The sequence below is a fragment of the Corynebacterium sp. MSK032 genome (assembly GCF_030232065.1).
GTDB classification, from domain to species: domain Bacteria; phylum Actinomycetota; class Actinomycetes; order Mycobacteriales; family Mycobacteriaceae; genus Corynebacterium; species Corynebacterium jeikeium_D.
In genome coordinates this window covers 35,789-54,642 of the sequence record NZ_JASPJR010000013.1, presented here as the reverse complement: position 1 = coordinate 54,642, position 18,854 = coordinate 35,789, and the positions used below count along the sequence as shown (strand labels likewise).

18 protein-coding genes are annotated in these 18,854 nt (G+C 60.3%); 2 read left to right on the top strand and 16 right to left on the bottom strand.

The window, feature by feature from the left end:
* The first annotated feature begins 6 nt into the window (after positions 1-6).
* Positions 7-1,167, top strand: coding sequence for an alpha/beta fold hydrolase (locus tag QP995_RS08460; protein WP_016422004.1), 1,161 nt, complete (start codon positions 7-9; stop codon positions 1,165-1,167).
* On the opposite strand, the gene QP995_RS08455 is transcribed toward QP995_RS08460, so the two are convergent.
* The gene (locus QP995_RS08455; RefSeq protein WP_016422003.1) at positions 1,164-1,523 is read right to left on the bottom strand and encodes a DUF4229 domain-containing protein; all 360 of its coding nucleotides are present in this window, start codon (positions 1,521-1,523) and stop codon (positions 1,164-1,166) included. The genes QP995_RS08460 and QP995_RS08455 overlap by 4 nt on opposite strands.
* Before the next feature lie 193 nt (positions 1,524-1,716).
* Between QP995_RS08455 and QP995_RS08450 the strand changes: the two genes are divergently transcribed.
* Positions 1,717-1,983 (top strand): hypothetical protein, encoded by a 267-nt coding sequence (locus tag QP995_RS08450; RefSeq protein ID WP_016422002.1) that lies wholly within the window; start codon positions 1,717-1,719, stop codon positions 1,981-1,983.
* Here the strand turns inward: QP995_RS08450 and rfbA are convergent.
* From rfbA to hemC, 15 genes are all read right to left on the bottom strand, one after another.
* A complete protein-coding gene (rfbA, locus tag QP995_RS08445) occupies positions 1,980-2,855 on the bottom strand; it encodes a glucose-1-phosphate thymidylyltransferase RfbA (RefSeq protein ID WP_016422001.1) in 876 nt (291 codons plus the stop codon). The two genes, QP995_RS08450 and rfbA, sit on opposite strands and share 4 nt — an antisense overlap.
* 20 nt (positions 2,856-2,875) lie before the next feature.
* Entirely contained in the window at positions 2,876-3,565 is a 690-nt protein-coding gene (locus tag QP995_RS08440; RefSeq protein WP_016422000.1) for a dTDP-4-dehydrorhamnose 3,5-epimerase family protein, read from the bottom strand.
* Positions 3,566-3,667: 102 nt separating this feature from the next.
* On the bottom strand, positions 3,668-4,660 hold the full coding sequence (gene rfbB / locus QP995_RS08435) for a dTDP-glucose 4,6-dehydratase (protein WP_284853103.1): 993 nt from the start codon (positions 4,658-4,660) through the stop codon (positions 3,668-3,670).
* A 52-nt stretch (positions 4,661-4,712) separates the two neighbouring features.
* Positions 4,713-5,723: a c-type cytochrome biogenesis protein CcsB gene (gene ccsB / locus QP995_RS08430; RefSeq protein ID WP_016421998.1), complete on the bottom strand. Its 1,011-nt coding sequence runs from the start codon at positions 5,721-5,723 to the stop codon at positions 4,713-4,715.
* Positions 5,724-5,895: 172 nt separating this feature from the next.
* Complete coding sequence (gene resB / locus QP995_RS08425; protein WP_016421997.1) at positions 5,896-7,584, bottom strand: cytochrome c biogenesis protein ResB; 1,689 nt, start codon at positions 7,582-7,584, stop codon at positions 5,896-5,898.
* 14 nt (positions 7,585-7,598) lie between these two features.
* Entirely contained in the window at positions 7,599-8,459 is an 861-nt protein-coding gene (locus QP995_RS08420) for a cytochrome c biogenesis CcdA family protein (RefSeq protein ID WP_042389096.1), read from the bottom strand.
* Between the two features lie 23 nt (positions 8,460-8,482).
* The gene (locus QP995_RS08415) at positions 8,483-9,097 is read right to left on the bottom strand and encodes a TlpA disulfide reductase family protein (RefSeq protein ID WP_016421995.1); all 615 of its coding nucleotides are present in this window, start codon (positions 9,095-9,097) and stop codon (positions 8,483-8,485) included.
* A 55-nt stretch (positions 9,098-9,152) separates the two neighbouring features.
* A complete protein-coding gene (locus tag QP995_RS08410; protein ID WP_016421994.1) occupies positions 9,153-9,863 on the bottom strand; it encodes a histidine phosphatase family protein in 711 nt (236 codons plus the stop codon).
* Between the two features lie 7 nt (positions 9,864-9,870).
* The gene (gene hemL, locus QP995_RS08405) at positions 9,871-11,217 is read right to left on the bottom strand and encodes a glutamate-1-semialdehyde 2,1-aminomutase (protein ID WP_284853102.1); all 1,347 of its coding nucleotides are present in this window, start codon (positions 11,215-11,217) and stop codon (positions 9,871-9,873) included.
* 35 nt (positions 11,218-11,252) lie between these two features.
* Positions 11,253-13,844, bottom strand: coding sequence for a heavy metal translocating P-type ATPase (locus QP995_RS08400; protein WP_016421992.1), 2,592 nt, complete (start codon positions 13,842-13,844; stop codon positions 11,253-11,255).
* A 19-nt stretch (positions 13,845-13,863) separates the two neighbouring features.
* A complete protein-coding gene (locus QP995_RS08395) occupies positions 13,864-14,244 on the bottom strand; it encodes a hypothetical protein (protein WP_016421991.1) in 381 nt (126 codons plus the stop codon).
* On the bottom strand, positions 14,241-14,885 hold the full coding sequence (locus QP995_RS08390) for a hypothetical protein (RefSeq protein ID WP_016421990.1): 645 nt from the start codon (positions 14,883-14,885) through the stop codon (positions 14,241-14,243). The genes QP995_RS08395 and QP995_RS08390 overlap by 4 nt, the downstream gene beginning before the upstream one ends.
* A 45-nt stretch (positions 14,886-14,930) precedes the next feature.
* Positions 14,931-15,989, bottom strand: coding sequence for a porphobilinogen synthase (gene hemB / locus QP995_RS08385; RefSeq protein WP_049172406.1), 1,059 nt, complete (start codon positions 15,987-15,989; stop codon positions 14,931-14,933).
* A gap of 47 nt (positions 15,990-16,036) precedes the next feature.
* Entirely contained in the window at positions 16,037-17,704 is a 1,668-nt protein-coding gene (locus QP995_RS08380) for a bifunctional uroporphyrinogen-III C-methyltransferase/uroporphyrinogen-III synthase (RefSeq protein ID WP_259803913.1), read from the bottom strand.
* A 204-nt stretch (positions 17,705-17,908) separates the two neighbouring features.
* Entirely contained in the window at positions 17,909-18,841 is a 933-nt protein-coding gene (hemC, locus tag QP995_RS08375; protein ID WP_049190547.1) for a hydroxymethylbilane synthase, read from the bottom strand.
* Between the last annotated feature and the right edge of the window lie 13 nt (positions 18,842-18,854).

The window sequence follows — 18,854 nt, the reverse complement described above, 5'->3', positions numbered from 1 at the left end:
GTACCGATGGACTTCCGCACACTGACGCACAAGGCGCTTGACGACGTCCAGGAGGCCGCAACCCGAGTTGGCGACACAGCAGCCAAGGCTCCAGCTTTCGCCCGCAGCGCTGCTCTGCGTTTGACCAAATCGGGACGCCGCCGACTGGCGCTGGAGCACGGTGCGCTGCATTCGCAGACCCGTGAACCGGGACTCACCGATCTCACGTCAACCGGCGTGGTGCATATCAAGACCGCACCGGTCACGGCCGAGATTGCGGCCAAGGACGACGAGCGGAAGGCCAGCGACAAGCCGGATGCTGTCACCACCGATATTCCGGTGCACTGGTACGAGGTTGAACCTAGCGAACCCGCCAAAGAACCCGTGACCATCGTCTTCGTCCACGGCTTCACCCTGGCTGGTGAGTCCTGGTACCGGCAGTTCAACGCGCTGCGCAAGTCGCACCCGGAAGCACGCCTGTTGACTATGGATCTGCGCGGCCACGGCCTGACCGGAGCGGTTCCGGCTTCACTCTGCACGGTCGAAGGGGCTGCGGCCGATGCGCTGGCCGTGATCGCCGAGCGTGCCGCGACCGGAAAACTCATCGTGGTTGGGCATTCGCTAGGCGGTTTGATTGCACTGCACATGGTGCGGGCTGCCGAGGAAAGCATTCGCCGTCGGATAGCAGGCGTAGTGTTGATTTCCACGTCTATCGACAAGCTGGCCGCCCAGGGTGTGCCGCAGATTCTGGCGTCCCCGGTGGCGGATGCGGCGCGCAATGCAATTGAGTCCTCGCCGAAGGAGATTCGCAAGTTCCGCGAGGCAATCGCGTCACTGATGGCGCCGTCGTTGGCGGTGGCGGTGTTCGCCCGGCGCACGGACTACGAGATCATCGAGTTCCACGCGGCCATGATTAATGAAACACCGCTGGAAACTTTCGTGGGATATCTCGACGACCTGCAGGATCACGACGAGTTCGCATCCGGGCCTTACTTGGAGGGCTTGCCAGGAGCGGTACTGGTGGGCACGAAGGACGATGTCACTCCGCGCAAGCAAGCAGACCTAATTATGGAAAAGTGGCCGGACGCCGAACTGGTTGAAGTCGACGGGGCCGGCCACATGTTGCCGCTCGAGGCTCCGGAAGCGGTGAACCGGGCTATCGAGCGGGCCCTGGAGAAGGTGCGCTAGTTTTCCTCGCGGTCCTTAATCTGCTGCGCAATGTATTCCTTGTGCGCGCGGCGGTTCTCCGACCACACTGCAACAGACTCATTGGCCTGGACGCGCAGCTTCGGGAACACAAAAACCGACAGCGGCATCGCAATAATCAGTGCGAACACAGCCGTAATTGCAGCCGGAATCTGCACATTAACGAGGTAGATAATCACGAGCAGAATGAAGAACAGCACTAGGAATAGCAGCAGACGAGCAAGGCCGTACCAGAACAGCCCCTTCATGGCATTGCCGCGACCAGCATTCTTGGTCACCGGAGCTGCTGGCATCTGAGCCTCAGAAGCCAACTTGTCCTGCTCTGCTGGATTGGTCATTAAACCCTCACCTCTACGTGTTACGCGTGTGCTGTGCCCGGGCGTTGCTAGCGTCCATGGCTGTTCGTGTCCAACGTTCCTTTGTACCCTAACGAACTCTGTACGCCGTACCGCATGCAGTGCGATACCCCTCGTGGGCACTACGGGACTCGTTGCGTATTCTAGTCGGTAAATCCAGGAGGTTAGCTATTACATGGGTCGGCTCATTCTGCTGCTGTTCATCATCCTTGTCGTAGTCATGCTGTGGAAGGCATTTGGCCCCGGCAGTCGCGGCAACGGCATGCGACGTATTTCCGCTCCGCAACCGGAACCCCGTCCGCTCGCTCCCGACGATGATCCGGAGTTTCTCTGGAAGCTCAAGAAGGCCGAATTCGATCGCCGTAAACGTGAGCAGGAGCTGCAGGAGCGGCGCGAACGGGAGCAGGACGACAACCCCGATAATCCCGGCGAAACTGACTAAACGTCCTTGCCACGCAGCAACAACTGCTGTAGATATTCCCCGTAGCCACTGGCGCTGAGGGCGTCGGCACGCGCGCTAAGCGCAGCATCGTCAATGAATCCCATGCGCCACGCCACCTCTTCCGGCGAGCCAATCTTTAGCCCCTGCCGCTGCTCAATCGTGCGCACGAAATCACCCGCGGCCATCAGATTGTCCACCGTGCCCGTGTCCAGCCATGCCGTGCCGCGCGGCAGCACCTCTACCTGCAGTTTCCCGCGCTCCAAGTAGGCGCGGTTAACATCCGTGATTTCCAATTCGCCGCGTGACGACGGTTGCAGCGAGCGAGCTATCTCAACAACCTCGGCATCATAGAAGTACAAACCAGGCACCGCGAAATGGCTGCGTGGTTTCTTCGGTTTCTCCTGGATCGCCACGGCTTTGCCGCTTTGGTCGAAGTCCACGACTCCATAGGCTGTGGGATCTGCGACCCAGTAGGCGAAGATCGCTCCGCCATCGACGTTATGGAAGCGGCGCAGCTGCGTGCCCAAGCCAGCACCGTAAAAGATGTTGTCGCCGAGGATGAGGGCAACGGAGTCATCGCCGATGTGGTCCGCACCGATGATGAACGCTTCAGCGAGACCACGGGGCTCGTCTTGGGTGGCAAAGGTGAGGGTGAGGCCCCACTGCGAGCCGTCGCCAAGCAAGCGTTCAAACTGCGGGGCATCATGTGGCGTGGTGATGACGAGGATGTCCCTGATTCCCGCTAGCATCAGCGTGCTCAGCGGGTAGTAGATCATCGGCTTGTCATAGACGGGAACCAGCTGCTTGCTTACGCCAAGTGTGATGGGAAACAGCCGAGAGCCCGTACCACCTGCGAGGATGATGCCCTTCATAGTGCTCGCGCCTTTCTGCCTTACTGCCCGGCCGCTTCGTTGGCGATTGCCCACTCGTCGCGAGCCATGTTCTCAAGATCCTTGCAGTCAAACTCACTGGGGAGCTTATTGCCCTCGGCCTCGAACTGCTCGATAGTCGGAGCCTTCTGATCGCGCTCGGAGAGAATCATGTCCGCGTCGGTGAGACCACCCTTGGCCAGCAGCGCAGCCAGGTCAATTCCGAGAGTCGGGTCCTGGATGCTAACAGCACGCTCTGCCTCCGGGTTGTAACCGGTGGAAGTGAGGTAAGTGAGCACAGAGTCGTCGGCAAGCGAGACGAAGCCATGTCCGATGCCGTTGGGCAGATAGACCACTCGGCGGGTCTTGCTGTCGAGCTCGAAAACCTCGACCTTGCCGAAGGTATCGGAGCCGCGACGCAGGTCAACCGCAATGTCGAGGATGTGGCCCGCGGGACAAGTAACCAGCTTCGCCTGGCCGGGGTGGCCATCTGGCGCGGTGCTGACGTCAGCGAAGTGCAGGCCACGGACAACGCCTGCGGCGGAGACACTCATGTTGGCCTGCTCCGGGAAGAACGGGTAGCCCGTGGCCTCGGCGAATGCGTCGAGGCGATACCACTCGTGGAAACTACCGCGGCTGTCGCCGTGGATGACCGGTTCGAAGGTGAAAACGCCGTCGATAGAAGTGGGCTGGAATGTGCTCTTAGGGCTCATGGGTAACAAGTGTAGACGGGGCGCCCGGGCTGAGGCTGTGGCACGCGTTGAGTGTGCACTGAGTGTGCGTTGAGGGTTCGCTAGGCATGCCCCAGCAGCGAACTACAACTCCTGCTCGCGCTCCGCGTAGCCAGCCTCAGCGGCATCGTAGGCCGCCGCCCACCAGGACTCGTTGGCGCGATACCAGTCGATGGTCTCGGCGAGCCCCGCGGAAAAGTCTTGGTAGCGCGGCTGCCAGCCAAGGCTGCGGATGGATGCGGGGTCAATCGCATAACGACGGTCATGCCCCGGGCGGTCAGTGACATGGACAAAGTCGGACCGCTCACGACCGAAGCCCTCCAGGATGTCTCCGACCACGTCGAGGTTGGAACGCTCGCCATCGGCACCAATCAGGTAGGTCTCCCCCACCTCGCCAGAATCCAAGATTGCCCAGACCGCGTCGTTGTGGTCATCGACGTGAATCCAGTCCCGAACATTCTCGCCAGTGCCGTACACGCGAGGGCTACGACCGCGCAACAGACCACAGATCTGGCGGGGAATCAGCTTCTCCGGATGCTGCCTCGGCCCGTAGTTGTTCGAGCAGTTACTAATCGTCGCAACCAACCCGAAGCTGCGCACCCACGCCCGGACAAAGTGATCCGCTGAAGCCTTGGAGGCCGAGTAGGGGCTGGAGGGTTTGTACGCGGTGGCCGTCGTAAAGCGTGCTGGATCGTCGAGAGCGAGATCGCCGAAGACCTCGTCGGTGGAGATGTGGTGAAGGCGGACGTCGTGGGTGGCGCAAGCCTTGGCCAGATTCACGGTGCCCATGACATTAGTGGTGACGAAGGGATCGGCATCCACCAGCGAATTGTCGTTATGGCTCTCTGCGGCGAAGTGGACGACCACGTCGAAGCGGGGCACGAGGCGATCGATCAGCTCCGCGTCACGAACAACGCCGCGGATGATTTCACAGTCCGCGCCATCCAAGCTCGCAGGGTTCGCGGCATAGGTGAAAGCGTCCAGCACCGTGACATTCACATCGGGCCGTGTAGCCAGAGTGCGGAGAACGAAGTTGGAACCAATAAAGCCGGCACCACCGGTGACGAGAACGCGCATGGAAGCGATTCTAGTTCACCCGGCGATGCCGGCTTTGTACAAGTGTGAAGACTTAGTTCAGACCAGCGTAGGAGTGCAGGCCCGAAACCACCTGGTTGATGAAGAAGAGGTTGAACACCATGGTGGCAAAACCGAAGATGTTGATCCACGCGGCCTTGGTATTACGCCAACCCGAAGTCGCGCGAGCGTGCAGGTACAGGGCGTAGATAATCCAGGTAATCAGCGCCGTGGTCTCCTTCGGGTCCCAGCCCCAGTAACGACCCCATGCGGACTCGGCCCAGATAGCGCCCAGCACAATGCCCAGACCGAACAGTGGGAAGGACCAAATAGCGGTGCGGTAAGCAATCGCATCCAGCTTTTGAGCATCCGGCAGCGGCGCGACCAGTTTGCCCAGGAAGCCCTTTTCCTTGCCCTCGCGGTTGTACATCCGCAGCATGTAGAGAATCGAGGCAACACCGGAAATCAGTGCGATACTGCACCCGATAGAAATAATCGAGACGTGAACCGGAATCCAAATCGACTGCAGTGCCGGCACCACCGGAGCAGCCTCAACATATAGGTTCTTACCACCGTAAAACATCAGCGCCAGAATCGGAGCCAACAGCCACGGCCAGAACACACGCATGGTTTCACGATGCAGTACGCCAGCTGCAATTGCCATAGCAAAGAGGATTGAAACTGATACGTACTCGTAGAGGTTGCCCCACGGGAAACGCTGCACGGCCAGGCCACGCAGCAGCACCGATGCAAAGTGCACGGCCACCCCGACGTAAATCAGCATTTCCGTCACAACGCCGAGTCGGTTCGTCAGCACCTGGTTCTTAGGCTCGCTTGCCGACGACTTCGTCGCCGACTCCCCAGAGTCAGCAACACTAGCGGTGGTAGCTCCCTCACCCGCACCGGCGGCTACCAGCTCGCGTTCCGCAACCTGGCTTTTCGCTTCAGCGGCCGCGATACGACGACTGTAGTAGGCAATGGAAATAACAAAGGCCACAAGATAAAAGGCGAAGGCCGTGAAGTACGACCAGTCCGAAAACTGCGCCAGTGTCTTATTGACGAGCATGTACTTGGCTCCAAAGTGTGGAATTAGCGGAATACTTCTTCAAACCCTAGTACTAAAGCAGGACTAAGCAAAAGGGGACCGGGGACACGGGGGACGCAAAAATGCGCGGAGGCGCAATTCTCGCCCCCGCGCATTCACCCTGCAGTAATGATGGACCAGACTTAGTGGTCAGTTAGCTTTTGTCCTTGTCGTCCGCGCTCTCGTCGGTCGCAGCATTGTTGTCAGCAGCATCCTCGTCATCACTGTCACGTTCCAGGATGTCATCTACGATGTACTGGAACTCCTCGCCCCAACCTGCCTTGTCGGTGCGGGCAAGGCCACCGAACTCAACGCGAGTGCGGCCATCTTCCAGCGGGAACATGCGCACCCAAACACGTCGGCGCTTAATGCCCAACGAAAGAACCATGCCCGCCAGTGCGGCCACAGTTGCCACCAGCACCCAGAACTGCGTGGGATCGTGCGAAACCTGCAAGTTGACGAATTCCTTCGCACCGAGGAATTCAATCTTGGTGCCGTCGGCAAGCTCGGTGGATTCGCCCTGCTTGAGGTTGACGCGGGCTTCCTTAGCCAGCTGACCCGAGTGCATCAGATCGCGGTCGAGGGAAAACAGCCCCTGCGAACGACCGGTGTCCAAGCCCGCGTCGCCGCGGTAGATGTCGACAGCCACGGCCGGGTCTTGCATCGCCGGGTAAGAGGACTGCAGCAGAGCACCCTTTTCACCAGTAAACTCCGCGGTCGGAGCGAACAGTCCCTCGATTGCAATCTGGTTCTGGCGGCGCTCGAACAAGTCCGGGTACATGCCTGCTGGTGGGTCGAAGCGCAGCGCACCAGAGGACAGGAAGAAGGTCGGATCATCCGGACGGAACTGGACAATCGACGTACGCGACTCGCCATTCGGCCAGGTCACCTTAAAGGCCGGGGCAAAGCCGTGCCCCTGCAGGTACACACGGTCACCGGCGACGCGCAGCGGATGGTTGACCTGCAGCGTGGTCTTTTCCCACTCATCGACCGGCTTGCGCATATCCTCTTCTTCTGCGAATCGGATATGAGAGGTAAACATCTTGGCCTGACCGTTCGGCAGGTAATCGGCGAAGAAGTCATCGACCTGAATACAGAACGGGTTCAGAGTTGTACCGTCGAAGGTGTTGCCAGCACGCAGCGAGTCATAGTTCGCAGCAGCGGTGTTACAGAACGGAACGCCCACCGCGCTATTGACGTTGTCGTCAGAAATCTCGGTGCCGGTGTTGGTCAGCAAAATGACCTGACCCTCGTAATAGATCATGCGGCCCAAGCCGACGATGATAATCAGCAGCGCAATGCCCAGGTGGAACACCAGGTTGCCAAACTCACGCAGGTATCCCTTCTCCGCGGAAAAGGATCGTGCCCCAGCGCGATCTTCATCTGCTGGAGTCTCGGTCAACGCCCACTTGTTCAGGCGCTCACGCACCCGCTTAGAAACTTCATCCGCAGAGGCATCGACCACGGCTTCGTCGTGAAGCGGAAGACGCGCCAACCGTTTCGGCGCCTTGGCCGGTGGCGTCTTCATGGCCTTGTAGTGGTCGATGGTGCGCGGAATAATGCAGCCAACCAGGGAAATCAGCAGCAATGCCACGATGGCGACGAACCAGACGGACGAGAAGACATCGAAAAGCTGCAGCTTATCCATGATCTCGGCGGTCTTGCCGTTGGCGGCTAGATACTGGTCGACCTTGTCCTTATTCAGCGAGCGCTGTGGCAACAGGGCGCCCGGAACCGCTGCGAAAGCGAGGATGAACAGCAGAATCAGCGCTGTGCGCATGCTGGTCAACCAGTTCCAGACCTGCTGGAAGGGCTGTCGTACCTTATTCCAATTCACCGACATCGAAAAATCTTTCACTAAATTGGCGTTACCGTATCAGTAATAAAAGCGGCCTGAACCCAGGCAACAAAAACATCCCACAGTCCCGTGACCAGGGCAATTCCGACCAGCACCAGCGCCACACCACCGATGAGCTGAATAGTTCGCGAGTGCTTACGCAGGAAGTCCACTCCACGCATCGCGCGTGCCGACCCCAGCGCCACCAAAATGAACGGCAGCCCCAGCCCCAGGCAGTAAGCGATAATCAGCGCCACTCCCCTGGCCGCGGTCATACCCTGCGTGCCCGCGGACACCGAAATAATTGCAGTCAGCGTCGGGCCCAGACACGGCGTCCACCCCAGCGCGAACACCGCGCCAAGCAGTGGCGCTCCCAGCCACGTGGTCCAGCGCTTCGGCGCCATGCGGGTGTCCTTCTGCAGCGCCGGCACCATGCCCATGAAGGCGAGTCCCATCACGATGGTCACCACGCCACCGACAATCGTCAGCGTGCGCGCCTGCAGACGCAGCGTGGACACGAGCCCGAAAATTGAGGCCGACCCCAGCACGAAAATGACAGTGAAGCCCAGCACGAACAGCAACGCAGCCAGGCCGACGCGGGCAGTTGCGGAACGCTTGCCACGCCCTCCATCGCCGTCACGCTTATCGACGGCGGTTGCGTCCGCAGTGCCCGTCGTCAAGCCCTGGCCCTGCGCCCCCGATGCTCCGGAAATACCGGTGAGATACGAGACGTAACCGGGCACGAGCGGAATGACGCACGGGCTGGCAAACGAGACGAGACCAGCCAGCGCAGCAGCGAGCAGGCCTAATAGGATGGGACCGCCGGTGGCGGCGTCGGCGAACTGCTGGCCGATGCCATCGGCAAGATAAATCGTGTCCATGGCAAGAGTTCCCATGCTGGGGCCTAGCCCTCCGCCTTCACTTCATTAACAGCCTTCATCAGCATGGTGTGATCGACCTCGCGGAGGAAGACCTTGGCCGGGCGGTGCTGCTTGTCCAGAATGATGGTTGTCGGAATCACCGAAGCCGGGATGCCGCCGAGTGCGCTGGCGTTGACGAAGGCCGGGTCATAGATGGACGGGTAGGTGATGCCGTTGTCCTTCACAAAGTCGATGGGAGCCTGGCGGACATTGTCGCGGACGTTGATGCCGAGAACGGTGCCGATACCTTGCTCTTCCATCTGTTCCTGGACATACTGCAGGTCATCCGATTCGGATCGGCACGGTGCGCACCACTGCCCCCAGGCGTTTAGGACCACAATCTGGTCCTTGAAGTCATCGAGGGAGATTTTCTTGTCGTCGTCCTCTAGAGAAGGACCGAACACCTTGCCGACCGGTTTGCGCTCCTCGGGTGCGTAGTCAATGATCTGCTGACCCCCTGGAGAAACAAACTCGAACTGACCGCCGACGGCAACGGCATCGTGTCCCACTGAATCTCCGGGGTTACATGCTGCGAGCGACAGAGACAGAGTTGCTGCCGCTAGCGTTGCTGCAATTCGGGACGATGAGACCTTGGCCACTTGGGGTGCCACCTTCCGGGGGTCAGTGAAACTTCAACAAAACTATTTATTCACCTTACAGGTGACCGGCCGGTTCACTGTAGCGCACGTCGACAATGGTGTCGCCGACGAAGACCAAGGAGGTCACGCTGGCCAGATCGCACTGCCTAGTTGCCGGGTTGTGGGCGAGCTTCAAGTACCGCGCACGACGCTGAGCTGCAATGATGCACAGCTGGTGTGTCACCAGCACCGCTTCCGCTCCCTCGGCGGCCTCGCGGGCTCGCTCGATGGCGTGGAACATACGGTCCGCGATCTCCTCGTAGGGCTCGCCCCAGCTGGGCACGCTCGGACGACGCAGTCGTGGCCAGTACTTCGGATTCCACAGTGCGGAGTCAATGCCCTTGATGTGCAAACCCTCAAAGGAGTTGCCAGCCTCCAGCAAATCTTCATCCAGGGTCGGCTTCATGCCGATTACCTCGGTGAAGGGCCGTGAGGTTTCCTGCGTGCGCTGCAGCGGAGAGCAGGCGAAGTAGCGGATGTCGTGGCCTTCGAAGGACGCGGCCGTGGCCGCTGCCTGACGCTGACCGCGCTCAGACAGGTGCCAGCCGGGCAGGCGACCGTAGAGAATCTTATCCGGGTTATAAACCTCGCCGTGGCGGACGAGATGTACGACCGTGGTCTTGGCGTGCTTTGTTGCACGCTTAGACGCCTGGTTTTCCGGCGGTGTCGGCTGCGATTCCTGCTGTGCTGCCTGCTGCTCGGCCTGCGAATTGGTCTTGTTCGACACGTGTCACCTACTCCGGCTTGGCGGCTGCCGCCGCCTCGGCCGCGCGGGCTGCTGCACGCTCGATGATTTCGAAGTCGGCGTCGGTCAGCGCAGCGGAGACGAACCAGGTCTCGTAGCAAGAAGCCGGCGGGTAGACACCATTGGCCAGTAGGGCGTGGAAGAAAGCCGGGTAGCGGAAAGTATCCGCTGCCTGCATCTGCTCAAAGTTATGGCCCTCGCCCTCAGCGAAGCGTGGCGAGAGCATCGTGCCCGCACGCTGAATGTGGTGGGCCACGCCCTGCTTGGTCAGGGCGTCGGACAGAATCGTGGCCAGGCGATCTGCGTTGGCTGCGACGGTGTCATAGACATCCTTCGTGGCATTTTCCAGGTTGGCCAGTCCAGCTGCCATAGCGACCGGGTTACCGGAGAGTGTGCCTGCCTGGTACACCGGACCGTTCGGAGCCAAGTACTCCATGACGTCGCGGCGACCACCGAAGGCAGCTGCCGGCAGACCACCGGAGACGACCTTGCCGAAGGTGGTCAGGTCACCGGCCACACCATCAATGCCGTACCAGCCGTTGCAGGAAGCGCGGAAGCCAGTCATGACCTCATCGAGAATCAGCAGTGCGCCGTCTGCGTGGCAGACTTCCTTCAACTTCGCGTTGAAGTTGTCCTGCGGTGCGACGGTACCCATGTTGCCCGCTGCCGCCTCAGTGATGACACAGGCAATCTCGCCCGGGTTCTCAGCGAATGCGGCCTTGACGGCCTCAATGTCGTTATAAGGAACAACAATGGTGTCGGCAGCCGATGCACCGGTGACACCCGGCGAATCCGGCAGACCAAAAGTAGCGACACCGGAACCGGCCGATGCCAGCAGCGCGTCCACGTGACCGTGGTAGCAGCCGGCGAACTTGATGATCTTGGAACGGCCAGTGAAACCGCGAGCCAGGCGTACTGCGGACATAGTGGCCTCAGTGCCGGAGTTGACCAGACGCACCTCATCTACCGACGTGCGCTCAACGATGTGACGAGCCAGGTCGGTCTCAGCCGTCGTCGGAGCGCCGAAAGACAAACCGCGAGTGGCGGCGCTCTGAACGGCCTCCACCACTGCCGGGTGCGCGTGGCCCAGAATCATTGGACCCCACGAGCAGACCAAGTCCACATATTCGTTGCCATCAACATCCACGAGACGAGAGCCCGCGGCGTGGTCAATGAAACGTGGGGTGCCACCGACGGAACCGAAGGCGCGGACCGGCGAGTTCACGCCACCCGGCGTCACTGCCTGAGCCTGCGTAAAGAACTCTGCCGAACGATCGGTGAGCTCAACGTTTTCTGGGACATGAGGAGCATTAATGTCTTGAGTCACGGTGACCATCGTAGACGGCCACTCGGATGAAGGGCTACCCTGCCCTACCAACGTCCCAGCTTCACCCTGAATAGATGCTTGCGGCGAGAGGACACTCGACGGGATCGCCAGTCGATCCACAAGCTGGAGAAAATCATCAAAAGCGATGCCAGCAGCGGGTGAATCATACCGGTCATACCCAGCAGGATGACCGCAACGTTGTAGAACCACGCAAAGTAGATGTTGGAGTCCATCATCCGCACCACAGCACGTGCGATTTCAATGGCCTCCGGAATCGACAACACGTTGTTACGCAGTGCCACGACATCGGCGTAATCAACATCAAGATTCTGATTGCCTTCGGTGTTGTCCATCAAAACACCCACGTCAGCGGCACGCAGAGAGTCCCGGATGTCCTTGTCGCCAACCATCACGACAGTCTCGCCGTCACTGTGGACCGAACGCACCGCAATGGCCTTGCGGGAGGCAATGATGCCCGCGAATACTCGTGAGATATTCAGCCGGTCAGCAAAACGACGGGCTACTGGATACGGATCTCGCGTGATCATCATGGTGTCCACGCCCATATCCTCAAGCTGGTCAATGCTCTCGACCGCATCGGGCTTAATGTCCTCACCAATGGTGATGACACCACGGACCTTGCCACGCCACGACACCACCATCGGAGTACCGCCACTGAGCGCAGCCACGGCCATTTTCTCGCTGAGTGCAGTGAGATCACGCGGACGCCAAACACGCCCCTCAACAAAGCGCATCTCCAACTTGTCGTCCGAGTCCTTCACCGGGATCTCTACCTGGCCAACGAACGCACCGTCTTCCGCAATTGCGACGTGTACAGTCTCAATCCAGTGCGGCACCTCGCCACCGCCGGAACCGGCGTCGCGGGATACACGGCACGCGCGCACGATTGCCGCTGATGCCGGGTGGTTGCTCTCCATCATGAGAGCGCCCGCCACACGCAGAACCAGATCCGGATTTTCATTGCGCTCAGCGGCGACACCGAGCACGTGGGTGTCACCCTCGGTCAGCGTTCCAACTCGGTTAAAAATCACCACATCGGCAGCGGCCAGCTTTCGGAAAGTCTCATTGCCACGAATCAAGATTCCGTTACTAGCACCGGCCAGAATCCCGATGCGCTGCACGGTCGACGTAGACATTGCCAATGCCACCGGCGCGATGCCCGAGAGCATAGCCAGCGCCACCGCGAGGGCACCGCTCATCGTGCCAGTCGCCAGCCACCAGCCGCAAAAAGCCACGCCCGCCAACGACAGCGTCCATGGCACCAGCTCTGATGCCGAGTGCACTGCGGTCTGGTGCATCACCGTTTCTTCTCGAACCGCTTGACGAAGCCAGCGCGCTATCGATGACGCCCGGGTCTTGAAACCGGTGCGTTCCACGCGCACCTTGAGCTCCGAATCCAGGTTGATTGCACCGGCCCAAACCTTGGAATTGACCTTGACCTTCTGCGGTTCAACGCCGATACCGAGTAGCTGCGCATCCATCGTGGACGCACCACCGATGACTGAGCCATCAACCGGAATCACCGAGTGCGGTGGAACCACGATGTCATCACCGATATTGAGCTCCGCGACCGTCACCTCCACCCGTTTCGGCTCCGCGGATTTAGCGCTCTTGCGCACGACTGTCACGTTTCGCTCAGCTGGAATGCGCAGGTTGCGCAAGATTTGTCCAGTACGCACCTTGTTGTAGCGCGTAAACATGCGACCTGTTAGCAACAGCACAGTCAGGCCGCACGCAACGTCGAAAAACACCTCTGCCGAGGCGCTTTCCCGGTAGTTGAAAGCAAACCAAGTGGGCGCAGTGGTATATCCAATCTGTCCCGCGGGACCAAAGATAAGCTGCGCTAGCGACCACAGCCACGCCAGCAGGATGGCAATGGAGCTCGCCCCATCCAGCGCCGACATCCGCCGACGCAGGGACGCCGCCATTGCCCGGTGGAACGGCCAACCACCCCACCACACCACAATCGTGGTCAGCACAAGACACATCCACTGCCAACCCGGGAACTGCCAGTTGACGTTCAACGACGTCACCAGCACCGGAATCGATAGGAACAGGCTTCCCCAAAAGCGTTGCTTGGTCACCAGTTCACGCGCCGTGAACAGTACTTCCGCGCCACCGCCGCTTCGGCGCAAGGCCGCTTCACGACGGCGAATGCGCTCCTCCTCATTCTGTTGAGCGGCAGCCGGAACAGCGGGACGGCGATGTTGTGACACATCCAGCCGAGTTGCACGACGCCGAAGCGTGCTGCGCGTGAGGTACGACTCGACCCCAATTTCGCGGAGAGCTTCGATGAACTGATTCGGATCGATGGTATCGGGCGCGGTAATCCACGCGCGTCCGGGCTTGTAGACCACAGAGGCGGTCACATCTGGAAAGGATTCCAAAACATGCTCAGCACGCTCAGCGCTCTCGGCGTTTTCCAAGTTTTCCAGGATGAGTGCGAAAGCTGTGTTGGACTGGCCTCTGCGGTGTGCAAGCCGCTGATGGGCACTTTCTTCGTCGATGTCCTGACGGCTTCGTGGCAATGCCTTACGAGCAGCGACCTTGGCATCCACAATCGCTTGTTCAACGCGATTGTCCAGAGAGAAATCAAACTCACCGGTGTCACTCATGGCCTTTGAAACTTTCCGTCTAATCCTGTGGCTGGTTGGCGCGCGTGAGCGCTAATTCACGATAGAGCAACAGTAGTCCACACGCCATCGCCAGGCTGGGCGCGATAACCCATACAGTCAGCGCTCCAGCCATAATGGCAAAGAACATGGCGAGAGCCGTGATAATCACCATGATGAGCAGGCAGTTCCGGGAGAGTTTGAACTCAGTGGCCGTCGGCAAGCAGCCGCTACCAATAAGCGAGCAGACCAGCGTCACACCGGCGACGATGTAGATATCGCGGCCAACGGCGGCGGGAGCCTGCGAATAGTCGCCGGTGACCAGTATCAAGCTCAGGACAATCTGGGCGATGAGCGCGACGAAGAGCACCCACTGCCAGGGCCGACTCGGCAGGGACATCATCGCTTGGACTCCTCAGGCTGCTTGGATTGCTTGGGCTGTGACTGGCCCAGCTGCTGTTGCCGCTTTGGATCAGCGCCATGCTTCGACGCTCTCGGCAGATGCGATTCCGGAGCGGACGGGGTCCACGGTTTCGACGGGCGCTGATGATCGAAGTAGTCCTTGGATTCCTTCGAAGCGGCGAGCACTAGACCCGCTACCGCGGCAGTGGCCGAGGCGATTCGCACAATTCCGCTGATAAGAACGAGGGATGCCGGCACTCCCGATTCTGAAGCCGTAGAAGAGAAGAAGGACATCAGCGCCGACAGTGCCAGGTAAAGCGAGCCGATAACCAGCACGGTGCGAGCACCTTCGCTCCCCTTGCGCATTCGCTCGATAATGGCGAAGAACGCGATGCAAAGCCCCACTGCGAAAAAGAACGCGATAACGATAGTCGCCTTCATGGCAGCATCAATCTGGCCCTCGCTGAAACCCGGGAAATTCTCCTTAGCGGTTGAGGGGCTCATCAGCATTTCCGGATGCAGCCAGTAGGTCACCGTAGCTACCGCAGCGACGAGCAGCTGCAACACGGCCGTAACCCGCCACGCCTGCCTAGCTCCCTCGACCTGCTCGGGAATTGCGGGCTTCTTCTCTTCTTTAGTCATCCGTCCACTTCTCGATATTTGCTACTGCACGTTCACCCGAGCGAATTAGAACTGGGCGCGCAGCTTCTTCGCCAAGTCCACCGCTGCGTAGGTCAAAATCTGCTCCGCACCGGCACGGCGAATGCTCAGTACTGCCTCCATCATCGCAGCATCCAGGTCAATCCACCCGTTGGCGGCAGCGGCGTGAATCATCGCGTACTCACCAGAGACCTGGTAGGCGGCAACCGGCACCGGCGACATATCCGCGACCTCGCGCAGAATGTCCAGGTAGCTCATGGCCGGCTTGACCATCACCATGTCCGCACCTTCGTCAACGTCGAGCTGCACTTCAAGCAGGGACTCACGACGGTTTGCAGGATCCTGCTGGTAGGTACGGCGATCACCCTGCAGCGAGCTGCCCACAGCTTCACGGAATGGACCGTAGAAGGCGGAGGCGTACTTTGCCGAGTACGCCATGATGGAGACATCCTCATGGCCAGCGGCATCCAAGCCCTCGCGAATTGCGGCAATCTGGCCGTCCATCATGCCCGAAGGGGACACGATATGGGCACCGGCGTCGGCCTGCGCAACGGCCATCTTGATGTAGTTAATCAGCGTGCGGTCATTCTCAACGACCGTGTTGCCGAAGCGGTCCTTGCCCAGCACACCACAGTGGCCGTGGTCAGTGAACTCATCCAGGCAGGTGTCGGCCATAATCAAAATGTCATTCCCGAACTCGTCGCGGAGACGACGCAGGGCACGGTTGAGTACGCCCTCCGGATTCCAGGACTCAGAGCCCTCGCCGTCCTTGTCCGCATCCAGCGGGACACCGAAGAGGTCAACTGCCGAGATACCTGCCTCAACAGCCTCGCGCACAGCTTCTACCAGGGAGTCCTCGGTATGCTGCACTACCCCGGGCAGGGAGCTGATTGGCTTCGGCTCATCAATCCCATCTGCAACAAACATGGGCAGGATGAGATTTTTCGGAGTCAGTGTCGTCTCCGCCGTCATCGCACGCATCACCGGGTTGGTGCGCAGCCTGCGTGGGCGACGAATCGGGAGAGGAAATCCAAACTGTTCGAGATCGATTTCGCGGGATGATTCAGAAGCTCCAGATGTAGTCATAAAGACAACCTTAATCAAAACGCGAACTCGCTCCGGTACGCCCCTGCTCAGTCCTTGGTTTTACGCGAACGACGACGCTTCTTGCGCGGTGGTGGCAGCTGCCCTGCCGCCCGCAGTTGCGCAACATGCTCTGCCAGCGCATCCACCAGCTCCGGGATGCTTGCGCGCTCCGGCACGACATCTACCCGCAGGCCGTACTCGCGAGCCGTGGCTGCGGCCATCGGCCCGATGCAGGCAATGATGGTGCGAGCATGCGGCTTACCCGCGATGCCGACCAGGTTCTTCACCGTCGACCCCGAGGTGAAGCACACTGCGTCGAAGCCACCGGACTTAATCATGTCGCGGATATCCGCACTCGGTGGCGCTGCCCGCACGGTACGGTAAGCGACCACATCATCAACTTCCCAGCCCAGGTCAATCAGACCGTCGACAAGCACATCGGTGCCGATATCGGCGCGCGGCAGCAGCACGCGGTTGACCGGATCGAGATCCTCGATGTACTCCGGGAACACGTCGACAATGCCCGCGGCATTTTGACGAGTGTCATCCGGAAGCAGCTCCGGAGTGATGCCGAGATCGCGGATGGCAGCGGCGGTGCGATGGCCGACGGCTGCGATGCGGACCCCAGCGAAGGAGCGCGCGTCCAAGCCGAATTCCTGGAACTTCTCCCACACTGCGGTGACGGCGTTGACGGAAGTGAAGACAACCCACTGGTAACGGCCGTCGACAAGCCCCTTGATGGCGCGTTCCATCTGCGCCGGGCTGCGCGGTGGCTCGATTGAGATGGTCGGGACCTCAATCGGGATGGCGCCGTGCGCAACGAGACGGGCACTCATCGGCCCTGCCTGCGCCTTGGCACGTGGGACCAGCACCTTCCATCCGTAGAGAGCGCGGTTTTCCCACCATGAGTACTTCGAACGATTGTCCACACCCTTGCCAAGCGTGACCACCAGCGGACCGGTCAGGTCACCCGAGAGCTGCGCCAAGGTGCCCAGCGTGACGTCGTAGGTGCGCTGCAGACGAGTCGTACCGTTGACAGTCACCGACACCGGCAACGACGACGGCAGACCGCGTTCACCGAGTTCGGAGGCAATGGCGGACAGGTCGTCCTGCACGGCCTGCAGTACCAGCGGCTGCGGTGCCTGGGCCAGCTCGTCCCAGTCCACATCGGCGCGACCGAGATCGGTCTCCGTGTACGTCGAGCCCAACGCGATACCGGCAAATGCCGGGACGGTGGAGGGCACGGACATGCCAGGGACGATCTGGAACTCAACATCGGCGTGCGAGACCTCGTTGATTTCGGCCAGCAGCGAATCGTTGGTCAGCGGATTGCCTGCCACCAAACGCACCACGTCATTGCCTTTAGCGGCTTCCTCGACGAGCAATTCTGCCATCTTCTTGGGATCGTCGATAGGCGTGCGCAGATCTGCGGCGGTCGGTGGTGCCGGACGCGGCGGCTTACGACGAGATCCCTTGGCCTTGGCTGCGGCGCACATGCGCTCGTACTCTTCCTCGGCTTCCTTCAGCAGCTCGGGAGGAACAGGCACATCGGTTGCGACGAGCTCTCGAACCCCCGGCATGACATCGGCGTCGACGTAGGCGATAGCGGTGTCTGCGAGAATCTCACGGGCGCGAAGCGTCAGCAGGTCGGGATTTCCAGGACCAGCGCCGACGAACAGGATGCGTCCCGTTGCTGAGGGGAGGGAGGTGTTCATCGTTGCGGAGTGATTTCTTTTCTATTGGTTGTTCACTTTTCGTGCCGATGAGTCTCTAAGGAAGAAAGCGGACATGCGCCAACGCATGTGAGGGGCAGGTAGATACCTGAATCTCACATGCGAGCACACGAAGGAAACCCTTATCCCAACGGCATGCATACAGGCCTATTAGCATAAAGGGTTTGAGCCAAATTAACTAACCGGCTACTTTTGAGATTCCCGCAGGGTATCGCCCATTACCTCATGAGCACCCCGTTCGAGCAGGGCCGCCGCAACCTTCCGGCCAAGCTCATCGGCCTTATCCACGTTTGCGGTAGCGGTCTCGAGCAACTGACGCGAACCGTCGAGTGCGAACACCCCCGCCTGCAGGGTGAGTTCACCACTGTCGCTCACGGTTGAGTAGGCCGCGACCGGAGCGGTACAGCCCGCTTCCAGCTCATTGAGTACCGCGCGCTCAGCGACAGCGCGGGCATGGGACACCGGGTGGTCAATCTTGCGCAGAATATCCACAATTTCGCGGTCAGCAGTGCGGCACTCCAGCGCCAGGGCGCCCTGAGCCGGGGCCGGCATGAGGACGTCCACGTCCAGGGATTCCGCAATCTCTCCGAGGCGACCCGTGCGCTCCAGTCCGGCGCGAGCCAGAATGACAGCGTCCAAGTCCTCAGAGACGCGCCCCATGCGGGTTTCGATGTTTCCACGCAGTGGTACAAGTTCCAGGTCGGAGCGCAGCGCACGCAACTGAGAGACACGACGCGGCGCGGAGGTACCCACTCGAGCACCCTCAGGCAGGTCCATCAGCGGCGTAGCATCACGGGAAATCAGCGCCTCTCGCGGATCGACGCGCTCCGGCACAGCTGCGACCATCATGTCGTCTTCCGGCAGGGTCGGCAGGTCCTTAAACGAGTGCACGATAATGTCGCACACCCCCTCGCGGAGTGCATGACGCAGCGCCTGGGTGAAGACACCGATGCCAATCTTTTCCACCGGGTCGTGGCGGTTATGGTCACCGGCGGTCTTTACAATCACCAGCTCTGCAGGCTGTCCCAGCTCAATCAGTGCATCACGGACGTGACCGGCCTGTGTCGTGGCCAGTTCCGAGCCCCTGGTACCGATACGAATAGTCGCTGGGTCAGGCATGTTTCCCTCCGGG